This is a genomic window from Pseudomonas sp. P5_A2_2 (assembly GCF_054177685.1).
This window is the reverse complement of the sequence record NZ_JBGCUL010001346.1, coordinates 1-1,025: the sequence shown is the minus strand read 5'-3', so window position 1 is coordinate 1,025 and position 1,025 is coordinate 1. Positions and strand designations below refer to the sequence as shown.

General features: G+C 54.3%; 1 protein-coding gene and 1 pseudogene. Both read left to right on the top strand.

Features of this window, described 5'->3' with window-relative positions:
* A pseudogene (locus ACXRVY_RS31320) lies at positions 1-487 on the top strand (homoserine dehydrogenase); the annotation flags it as partial.
* A 2-nt stretch (positions 488-489) separates the two neighbouring features.
* Positions 490-1,025, top strand: a 536-nt coding sequence (locus ACXRVY_RS31315) for an aldehyde dehydrogenase family protein (protein ID WP_458239252.1), incomplete at its 3' end; no start/stop codon positions are given.

Below are 1,025 nucleotides of genomic sequence, written 5' to 3'. Positions count from 1 at the left end.
CCTCTCCAGCATGGAGACGGGTCTGGACTTCTCCAACGCTGTCGCAAAGGCCCAGGAGTTGGGTTATGCCGAAGCCGATCCAACAGCGGATGTGGAAGGGCACGATGTCCGTCTTAAGGTCGTCATTCTGGCGAATGAACTGCTGGGTGCAAAGCTCAAGCCTAGCGATGTTCTGTGCAAGGGCATCTCTGAAATTACCGCCAAAGATATTGCTGAGGCAACGAAAGCCAATGCCCGGTGGAAGCTTATCGGCAGTGCAGAGAAGCTGAGTGATGGCTCGATCTCTGCCTCGGTTAGTCCTCAGTTACTGCCATCCAATGACGCGCTTTGCGGTGTGAGTGGAGCAACCAACGCAATCACCTTTAATACCGCCATTCTCGGCCCTGTCACTGTCGTGGGTGCGGGTGCCGGTCGCTTTGAAACCGCCTTTGCCTTGCTCGCCGATATCGTGAGCATCCACAAGATTAAAACCCAGTCAGGTAAGTAATCATGAATAGCTTGAGTCTCTCACTCGCTGCTGATTATAAGGCCATTACGGTGCTTAGCCCGTTTGACGGTAGCAAGGTGGGTGAGGTGGCAGACATGCCTGCTTCATCGGCCACCACGATAGTCGACACGGCTAGTTTGGGTGCCTTGATTGCCAAGGACCTGCCGCGACATGAACGGGCACGCATATTGGAAAAGGCGGCGTTCTCGGTGGAGGGTGATAAGGACGCCTTTGCCAAACTGATTGTGGCGGAGTCGGGTAAAACGCTGAAGCAAGCGAGAAAAGAGGTGTTGCGCTGCGTCAATACGTTGAAGTTGTCGGCCGAGGAGGCCAAGCGTAATGCCGGTGAAGTGATTCCTTTCGATGCTTATGTCGGATCCGAATCTCGCCAGGGATGGTTCACTCGCGAGCCCCTGGGTGTAATTGTCGCGATCACACCTTACAACGACCCCCTAAATCTGGTCGCACATAAATTGGGACCTGCCATTGCGGGGGGGAATGCAATTGTTCTCAAGCCGTCTGAGCTCACACCTCTATC